Genomic DNA, 8,967 nt, shown 5'->3' with positions numbered 1-8,967 from the left:
GTCGTCGACGTCCGGACGGTCCGTGGTGGACCGTGTCAGACGGTCAGGAGGCCGAGCAGCTGACCGACGGCCACGTCCAGGTGCCGCCGTGCATGACCGTGAAGCCGAACGTCGCCGTCTGGCCGGCCGACAGCGCACCGCTGCCGCTGGGTCGCATCGTCATCACGTTGCCCGACGCGTCCCACGTGGGCGAGCCGCTCCACGTCGCGATGATCCGCTGCGGCGAGCGCACCGTGACGGTCGACGTCCAGCCGCTGATGTTCCCGTTGGCCCGGATCGTGACGGTGCCGTTGAACCGGTCGCCCCACTTCTGGCCCTCGGAGTACGTCGCCGTGCACGTGCCGCCCGCGGGCGTCGTCGGCGCGGGGGTGGTCGGGCCCGGGTTCGTCGGGGCCGGCGTCGTCGGGTCCGGGTTCGGGTTGGTGCCGCCGCCCGGCGTCGCGGGGACGCCACCCTGGTTGAGCTGGTTCAGGACGCTCGTGTACGCGGCCTTCTTGTTGCCCGAGCCGTCGAAGAGCAGCGGCGTGCCGGAGGCGCGCCACGAGTCGCTGTCCCGCACGCCCCACACCGTGATGCCGGTGCAGCGAGCGACGGAGAGGCACGCCTGCACGACGCCCTGGAACTGCTGCGCCTGCGAGCTGCCCGAACCCTCGATGTCGAGCTCGGTGATCTGCACGTCGACGCCCAGGGCGGCGAAGTTGCGCAGCGTCACGTCGTAGTTCGACGGCACCGGGTTGCCGGAGTTGAAGTGCGCCTGGAACCCGACGCAGTCGATCGGCACACCGCGGGCCTTGAAGTCGCGGACCATGTTGTACACGGCCTGCGTCTTGGCGTGCGACCAGTTGTCGGTGTTGTAGTCGTTGTAGCAGAGCTTCGCGCCCGGGTCGGCGGCGCGGGCGGCGCGGAACGCGGCCTCGATCCAGTCGTTGCCGGTGCGCTGCAGGTTCGAGTCGCGCCGGGCGCCGGACGAACCGTCGGCGAACGCCTCGTTGACGACGTCCCAGCTGTGGATCTTGCCGCGGTAGTACGTCGCGACCTGCGTGACGTGGTCGAGCATCGCGGTGCGCAGGGCGCTGCCGGACATGTTCTGCATCCAGCCGGGCTGCTGCGAGTGCCACGCCAGCGCGTGACCACGGACCTGCTTGCCGTTCTGCCGCGCCCAGTTGACGATGCGGTCGCCGCTGGACCAGTTGAACTGGCCGCGCGTGGGCTGCATCGCGTCCATCTTCATCTCGTTCTCGGCGGTGATCATGTTGAACTCGCGGTTCGCGATGGTCGTGTAGGTCCCGTCGTTCAGCCGGCTCGCGGCGATCGCGGTGCCGAAGTACCGCCCGCTCTCGGCGGCGGCGGCCTGCAGGGTGCTGCCGGCCGCGGCGGCCGGGACGGCGAGCGTCACGGCGAGCGTGGCGGCGGCGAGCCCGCCGAAGGTGGCGGCGAGACGGCCGCGGCGGTGCCTGCGACGTGGGGTCGTCATTGAACCCTCCTTGGTGGTGGACAGCGCCGGTCGGCGCCGGCGCATCACCTTTCGCCGTCCGCCGCGGCGCGGTCAACGTGCGGACGGGTGCTAGATAGTTTCGACGGCTGCACCTAAGCGTTTCATCACGCGCCCGGGTGACATTCACCGGTGGAGAACGTGGTTTCGTACGTATCGTCGCTCTGGAGTGGACCCGCGTTGCCATGGTTTCCCATGCGCTTGTGTCGGAAGTTTCGGGTGGTCGCGTCGCGCGCATCGGGGCGCGCGGCGACCACGGCGCACGCTCCGCCGCGCCGCGGGCGAGCCCACGGCGACGTCGTCCTCCTGGCGGCGCGCGCCGTCGTGCGCGTGCCGGGCGGCGGGCCGGTACGTCAGCGGACGCCGGTGCGCGGCGGCGTGCTCTCCCGCTCGACGACCTGCATGCCCGCCAGGTACAGGACCGGCGCCTCGCGCTGCCCGTCGCCGTCCGGCGCACCGCGGCCGTCGCCGACGCGCCGGCGGATGATCTCGACCGCGACCTCGGCGATCTCGCGCCGCCCGGGGTCGACCGTGGTGAGCGCGGGCACCGAGTACCGGGCGTCCTCGATGTCGTCGAAGCCCACCACCGCGACGTCACGCGGGATCGAACGGCCGCGGACCTGCAGCTCGAACATCGCGCCGATCGCGAGCGCGTCGTTGAACGCGACCACGCCGTCCACCTCCGCGCCGGAGTCGAGCACCGCCGCCATGGCACGGGCGCCGTTCGCGCGGTGCCAGCCGTCGTCGGCCCAGCCGAGCAGGCGCGTGTCCACCGCCATGCCGCGGGCCTCGAGCGCCTGGCGGTAGCCCTTGTACCGCAGCGACGCGGACCCGGCGGTCTCGGCGTGGAGCATGCCGATGACCGCGATGCGGCGCCGGCCGGCGTCCAGCAGCAGCTCGGTCGCCGCGCGGGCGCCGTCGATGTTGCGCATCGTGACGTGGTCGACGCTCGAGGAGAAGATCTGCTCGCCGAGCAGCACGAGCGGGTAGTCGAGGTCGTCGAGCAGGTGCGCGTCGCCCTGGTCCAGCGCGGCGGGGCTGAAGATCAAGCCGTCCATCAGCCCGCGCCGCGGCTCGCGGAGCGCCGCCAGCTCGCCCTCGCGCGTGAACCCCGTGGGCTCGATCAGCACGTGCAGCCCGTGGCGCCGGGCAGCGGCGAGGATCTCGTCGGCGAGCTCGCCGAAGTAGGGCTGCCCGAGCTCCGGCACCGCCAGCCCGATGACGCCGCTGCGGCCGGAGCGGAAGATGCGCGCGGTCACGTTGATCTCGTACCCGAGCTCGTCGACGGCGGCGAGCACGCGCTCGCGCGTCGTCGGACGGATGTACGGGTACCCGCTGAGCACGTTCGAGACCGTCTTCACCGAGACGCCCGCACGTCGCGCGACGTCCGCCATCGTGGCCACGACCGCTCCCCTCGCACCGGTGCCTCGGCCACGCGGCGCACCCCGGGCGGCGGCCGTCGTGGTGCGGGCGCACGAAATCTACCGGAGGCGGCCCGGCGCCCGGCGCACGTCCGGCGTCGCCGGTTGCGTCAGAGCGCCCCGAGCTCGCGCTCCAGGTCGTCGAGCCCGAGGGAGCCGAGGCCGAGCGCGGCGGTGTGCCAGGCGCGCAGGTCGAAGGGCTCACCGGCCGACGCACGGCGGGCCCGTGCACGCTCGCGACCGGCGAGCCACGCACGCTCGCCGAGCTTGTAGCTGATCGCCTGGCCGGGCCACCCCAGGTAGCGCTCGACCTCGCTGTGCACGAACGCGGCCGGCGAGCCGCTGCGCTGCGCGAGGAACTCCTCCCCCAGGTCCCCGGTCCAGTGCTCACCCGGGTGGAACGGGTGGTCGTCGGGGATGCGCAGCCCCAGGTGCATGCCGATGTCGATGACGACCCGCACCGCGCGCATCCGCTGCCCGTCGAGGTAGCCGAGGCGGGCGCCGGGGGTCCGCAGGTACCCGAGCTCGTCCATGAGCCGCTCGGCGTACAGGGCCCAGCCCTCGGTGGTCGCCGGGATCGACCCGACCGACGTCTGGAACACCGACAGCTCGCCTGCCCGCACCGCCCACTGCCCGAGCTGCAGGTGGTGCCCCGGGACGCCCTCGTGGTACCAGGTGCTGATGAGGTCCCAGGTGGGGAAGCGGTCGCGGCCGAGCGTCGGCAGCCACGTGCGGCCGGGACGCGAGAAGTCGAGGGACGGGCGCGTGTAGTACGGCGCCGCGGCGGCTCCGGGCGGCGCGATCATCGCCTCCACGCGCTTGACCGGGTCCGCGACGTCGACGACCGTGCCGTCCAGCTCGGCGATGGCCGTGTCCATCAGTCGCTGCAGCCACGCGCGCACCTCGTCGACGCCCTCGACCGCCTCGCCGTGCACGTCGAGGTGCGCGAGCGCCTCCTGCGCCGACGCGCCGGGCAGGACGCGCCCCGCCTCGGCCGCCATGTCGGCCTCGATGCGCGCCAGCTCCTGCCACCCCCACGCGTACGCCTCGTCGACGTCGAGGTCGGCACCGGTGTGCAGGCGGGCGGCGAGCCGGTAGCGGTCGCGGCCGACGGCGTCCGGGACGTCGGCAACGGCGGGCAGGTACCGGTCGGCGAGCCACGCGCGCAGCGCGGCGACGCCGTCGGCGGCGGCTCCCGCGGACGCGTCGAGCCGGTCCCGCAGCGCGTCGGAGACGCCCGCCGCCTGCGCACCCGCGACGAACCCGGCGTACCAGCCCCGCCCGTCCGCCGCCGCAAGCCAGTCGCCGAGCTGCCCGACGACGGCCTCCGCCTGGCGCGGCGCGCTCCGCACGCCCCGGCGCAGGCCCTCCTCGAGGGACGCGCGGAACCCCGCGGCCGCCGCGGGCACCTGCGCCATGCGGTCCGCGACGACGTCCCAGTCGTGCGCGGTGGCCGTCGGCATCATGAGGAACAGCTGCTGCATGCGCTGCACCGGCGACGCGATGGGGCGCAGCGCCGCCAGGTGCTCCCCGGCCTCGTGCACCGCGAGCTCGGCCGTGAGCCGCTCGCGCAGGAGCGTCGCGCAGCGCCGGTCGTCGTCGTCGAGGACCCGCGCCCCGTCCAGCTCCGCGAGGACCCGCCGGGCCGCCTCGGCCTGCTCCCGCGCGCCCTCCGGCGACAGGTCGGGCATCCGCCGGTCGTCCGGCCGCGTGCCCAGCGCGGTGCCGACGGTCGGGTCGAGGTCGGCGAGGGTCTCGACCCAGCGGTCCGCGACCTGGCGCGCGGTGGGCGCGGACGTGTCGTGCGAGGGCGTGTCGTGCGAGGACGTGGCGTGCGAGGACGTGGCGTGCGAGGGCGTGGCGTGCGAGGGCGTGGCGCGCGGGTCGGTCATCGCAGCACGGTAACCGGGCCCGCCGACATCGCCGCCCTCGGCGCGTGACCGGGACCGCGCTGCTGCTGGAGCGCCCGCACGCGCGAGGCCGGCCGGGGGCACGGCGAGCGGGCGCGGGCCGTGCTGCGCCCGTTCCGGCGCTCGCCGGCGCGGTAGCCCGGGCACCGGCACGCACCGCGTGACGGTCCCGGCGCCGACCGCCACACTCGTCGCATGGACGCTCGCCGGGCGTGGGTGCTGCACGTCGACCTCGACCAGTTCGTCGCGGCCGTCGAGGTGCTGCGCCGTCCGGAGCTCGCGGGGCGGCCCGTGGTCGTCGGCGGCCGCGGCGACCCGACGGAGCGCGGCGTCGTGTCGACGGCCTCGTACGAGGCGCGGGCGTTCGGCGTGCGGTCCGGCATGCCGCTGCGCGTCGCCGCGCGCAGGCTGCCCGACGACGCCGTCTTCCTGCCGGTCGACGCCGCCGAGTACGAGGCCGTGTCGGACCGCGTCATGACCGCCCTGCGCTCGCTCGACGCCGTCGTCGAGGTGCTGGGCTGGGACGAGGCGTTCCTCGGCGCCCGGACCGACGACCCCGAGTCCCTGGCCCGCGCGGCGCAGGACGTGGTGCTGCGGGCGACCGCGCTGCACTGCTCCGTGGGCATCGGGGACACCAAGGTCCGCGCGAAGATCGCGACGGAGCACGGCAAGCCGGCCGGCGTCTTCCGGCTCACCGAGGACAACTGGTCCGTCGTCATGGGCGACCGCCCGACGATCGACCTCTGGGGCGTGGGCACGAAGGTCTCGCGCCGGCTCGCGGCGCTCGGCGTCACCACCGTCGCCGAGCTGGCCGCCGCGCCCGTCGACGCCCTCGTCGCGGAGTTCGGGCCCCGCATGGGCGTCTGGTACCACGAGCTCGGTCACGGCCACGGTCCCGCGACCGTGGACGACCGGCCGTGGGTGCCGCGCGGGCACGGGCGCGAGACGACGTTCCAGCAGAACCTGACGACCCCCGACCAGGTGCGTTCGGCCGTCCGTGCGCTCGCCGACCAGGTGGTCCGTGACGTCGAGGACGACGGCCGCCCCGCGGTCCGCGTCGCGCTCAAGGTCCGCTACGCGCCGTTCGTGACGACCGGCTGGAGCCGCCGGCTCCCCGCCCCGACGCGCGACCGCGCGGCGCTCGTGGACGCGATGACGGCGCTCGCGGACCGCGTCGAGGACCGCGAGGTCCGGCTGCTCGGCGTGCGGGCGGAGATGGAGATGCCCGACGACGCGGACCCCGCCGCGCGGACGCCTGTGCGCGGACGCATCTGAGCCGTGCCGCCGGCGGTGCACGCCACCCCCTGTGCGTCACGCCGGCACCGTGGCAGCATCGCAGGCATCGGGTCTCTTCCCTGCGCATGGGGGTCGACGTGGCGACGGTGACCGACGAGGTGGAGCAGGAGGTCTCGACCGGGTCCCTGCCGGTCTGGGACCAGGTCGAACGGCTCGCGCAGGAGGCGCACGCACGCGCGCGCCGGCACGACGAGGGCGTCGTCGCGGACTACATCCCGGTGCTCGCCGACGCGGACCCCGCCCTGTTCGGCGTGTGCGTCGCGGAGGCGGACGGTCCGGTGCACGCGGTCGGGGACACCGCGGTCGAGTTCTCGGTGCAGTCGATCTCGAAGGCGTTCGTGTACGCCCTGGTGTGCGAGGTGCACGGGCACGAGATGGTGCGCGACCGGGTCGGCGTCAACAACACGGGCCTGTCCTTCAACTCGGTGATCGCGGTCGAGCTCAACGACGGGCACCCGATGAACCCCATGGTCAACGCGGGCGCCCTGGCGACGACGGCGCTCGTGCCCGGGGCGTCGTTCGCCGAGAAGTGGGAGCACGTCCGCACCGGGCTGTCCCGGTTCGCCGGGCGCCAGCTGGAGCTCGACGGCGTGGTGTACCGGTCGGAGTCCGCCACCAACACGCGCAACAAGGCGATCGCCCGCCTGCTGCAGAGCTACGGGCGCATCGACCTGGACCCCTTGGAGGTCGTCGACGTGTACACGCGCCAGTGCGCGCTGCGGGTCAGCGCACGCGACCTCGCCGTGATGGGCGCGACGCTCGCCGACGGCGGGGTCAACCCGGTCACCGGCGCACGCGTCGTGTCGGAGCAGGTCTGCCGGGACACGCTCGCGGTGCTCGCCGCGACCGGGATGTACGAACGCTCCGGGGAGTGGCTGTTCGAGATCGGGCTGCCGGCCAAGTCGGGCGTGTCCGGCGGGATCGTCGCGATCGCGCCGGGCAAGGGGGCGATCGGCACGTTCTCACCGCCCTTGGACCCGGCGGGGAACAGCGTCCGGGGCCGGCTGGCGACGGCGTACCTCTCGCGTGCGCTCGGGCTCAACGTCTTCGCCTCGTCCGCCCGGCCGTCCGCGCAGCGCGGGCCCGACGCGTCGGGTCGCGGCGCATGACCACGCGCGGGGACACGCGTCCGCCCGCCGCGGCCGCGACGGAGGAGCGCCGGTCGTGGCTCCCCCTGGTGAGTCTGTTCCTGGCGCAGGTGCTGATGTCGTTCAACGTCGCCGCCCTCCCGGTGTCGCTGGGCGGCATGGTCGAGGACTTCGGGGTCCCGCCCACGGTCGTGAGCTCGACCATCGTCGTGTACGGGCTGGTGGTCGCCGCGCTCGTCATGACCGGTGCGAAGCTCGGGCAGCGGGTCGGCTGGGTCACGGTCTTCCGCGTCGTGGTGGCGACGTTCGCCGGCTCGGCGCTGCTCATGATCTTCTCCCCGAGCGTCGGCTGGGCGATCGCCGGCCAGGCGGTGGCCGGCGCCTCGGCCGCCGTCATCGTCCCGTCGCTCGTCGCCCTCATTGCGGAGAACTACCACGGCACGCAGCAGGCGACCGCGGTCGGGTCCCTCGGGTCGGCCCGGGCGATCTCCGGCGTCAGCGCGTTCTTCCTCGGCGGCACGCTCGGCACCCTCGTGGGGTGGCGGCCCGTCTTCGGGATCGTGCTCGTGCTCGCGCTGGCGGTGCTCGGGTTCAGCGTCACGCTGCGCGCCGACCGCGGTGACCCGGACGTGCACATCGACGTCGTCGCCGCCGCGGTGATCGGCGGCGCGGTGGTGCTGCTGACCCTCGGGTTCAACAACCTCAACGCCTGGGGCGTGCTCTCCGCGTCGCCCGCCGCACCGTTCGACGTCGGCGGGCTCTCGCCGGCGCCGCTGCTCGTCCTGGCCGGCCTGGTGCTGGGGCAGGCGTTCTTCGCGTGGACGCGGCGCCGCACGGCCGCCGGCAGGGTGCCGCTGGTGGACCTCGGCGTCCTGGCGCGACCGAGCGAGCGGGCAGCGGTGTACGCGATGTTCATCATCGTCGCCCTCGAGGCGGCGCTGAACTTCACGGTGCCGCTGTACATCCAGATCGTGCAGGGGCGCACCCCCTTCGACACGGCCCTGGCGATGATGCCGTTCAACCTCACCGTCTTCGTCACCGCGACCCTCGTCGTGCGCCTGTACGGCCGCTACCCGCCGCGGGCCATCGGCGTCGCCGGCTTCGCGCTGACGACGATCGCCCTGGTGTGGCTCTCGTTCGTCGTGACGAACAACTGGGAGACCCTCCCGACCATCCTGGGGCTGTTCGTGTTCGGCGTCGGGCAGGGTGCACTCGTCACGCTCGTGTTCAACGTGCTCGTCACCGCGGCCCCCGCGTCGCGCGCCGGGGACGTCGGGTCCATCCGCGGCACCGCGCAGAACCTCGCGTCGGCGGTCGGGACGGCGCTCGCCGGCGCCCTCCTCGTCACGATCCTGTCCGTCAACGTCGGGCGGGCGGTCGTCGAGCACGTCGAGCTGCCGCCCTCGCTCGTCGCCCAGGTCGACCTCGACGACGTCAACTTCGTCAGCAACGACGACCTCCGCACGGTCCTCGAGGGCACCGACGCCACCGAGTCCCAGGTCGAGGCCGCCGTCGAGGTCAACGAGGAGGCCCGCCTCACCGCCCTGCGGCTCGGCCTGCTCGTGCTGGCCGGGGTCAGCGCGACCGCGATCCTCCCGGCCGGCCGGCTCCCCCGCTACCGCCCGGACGAGATCCCCGACCCCTCCGGCGGCGCGGGCGGGCGGTGACGCGGGGGGACGGTGCCGCGTGCTCGGCACGTGCGCGGCGCACTACTCGGCGGGCCGCTCGCGCGGCGCGGGTGTCCTCGCTCGACCGGCGCC

Annotated in this window: 6 protein-coding genes; 3 read left to right on the top strand and 3 right to left on the bottom strand. The window is 74.4% G+C overall.

Translation table 11 applies throughout. The features are described from left to right. Positions 1–43 precede the first annotated feature (43 nt). The 3 genes from ACFUMH_RS01505 to ACFUMH_RS01495 form a co-directional block, all read right to left on the bottom strand. Positions 44–1,474: an endo-1,4-beta-xylanase gene (locus tag ACFUMH_RS01505; protein ID WP_378199266.1), complete on the bottom strand. Its 1,431-nt coding sequence runs from the start codon at positions 1,472–1,474 to the stop codon at positions 44–46. Positions 1,475–1,845: 371 nt separating this feature from the next. Next, complete coding sequence (locus tag ACFUMH_RS01500) at positions 1,846–2,886, bottom strand: LacI family DNA-binding transcriptional regulator (RefSeq protein ID WP_378199279.1); 1,041 nt, start codon at positions 2,884–2,886, stop codon at positions 1,846–1,848. A 137-nt stretch (positions 2,887–3,023) separates the two neighbouring features. Next, positions 3,024–4,805, bottom strand: a complete 1,782-nt coding sequence (locus ACFUMH_RS01495) for a DUF885 domain-containing protein (RefSeq protein WP_378199263.1) — start codon at positions 4,803–4,805, stop codon at positions 3,024–3,026. Between the two features lie 213 nt (positions 4,806–5,018). Between ACFUMH_RS01495 and ACFUMH_RS01490 the strand changes: the two genes are divergently transcribed. From ACFUMH_RS01490 to ACFUMH_RS01480, 3 genes are all read left to right on the top strand, one after another. Continuing rightward, entirely contained in the window at positions 5,019–6,098 is a 1,080-nt protein-coding gene (locus ACFUMH_RS01490) for a DNA polymerase IV (RefSeq protein ID WP_378199260.1), read from the top strand. Positions 6,099–6,205: 107 nt separating this feature from the next. Then, complete coding sequence (glsA, locus tag ACFUMH_RS01485; protein WP_378199276.1) at positions 6,206–7,228, top strand: glutaminase A; 1,023 nt, start codon at positions 6,206–6,208, stop codon at positions 7,226–7,228. Next, entirely contained in the window at positions 7,225–8,874 is a 1,650-nt protein-coding gene (locus ACFUMH_RS01480) for an MFS transporter (RefSeq protein ID WP_378199257.1), read from the top strand. The genes glsA and ACFUMH_RS01480 overlap by 4 nt, the downstream gene beginning before the upstream one ends. Positions 8,875–8,967: the final 93 nt, after the last annotated feature.

The organism is Cellulomonas sp. NPDC057328 (genome assembly GCF_042667215.1).
Taxonomy (GTDB): Bacteria; Actinomycetota; Actinomycetes; order Actinomycetales; family Cellulomonadaceae; genus Cellulomonas.
This window is presented reverse-complemented; position numbering and strand designations above follow the sequence as displayed.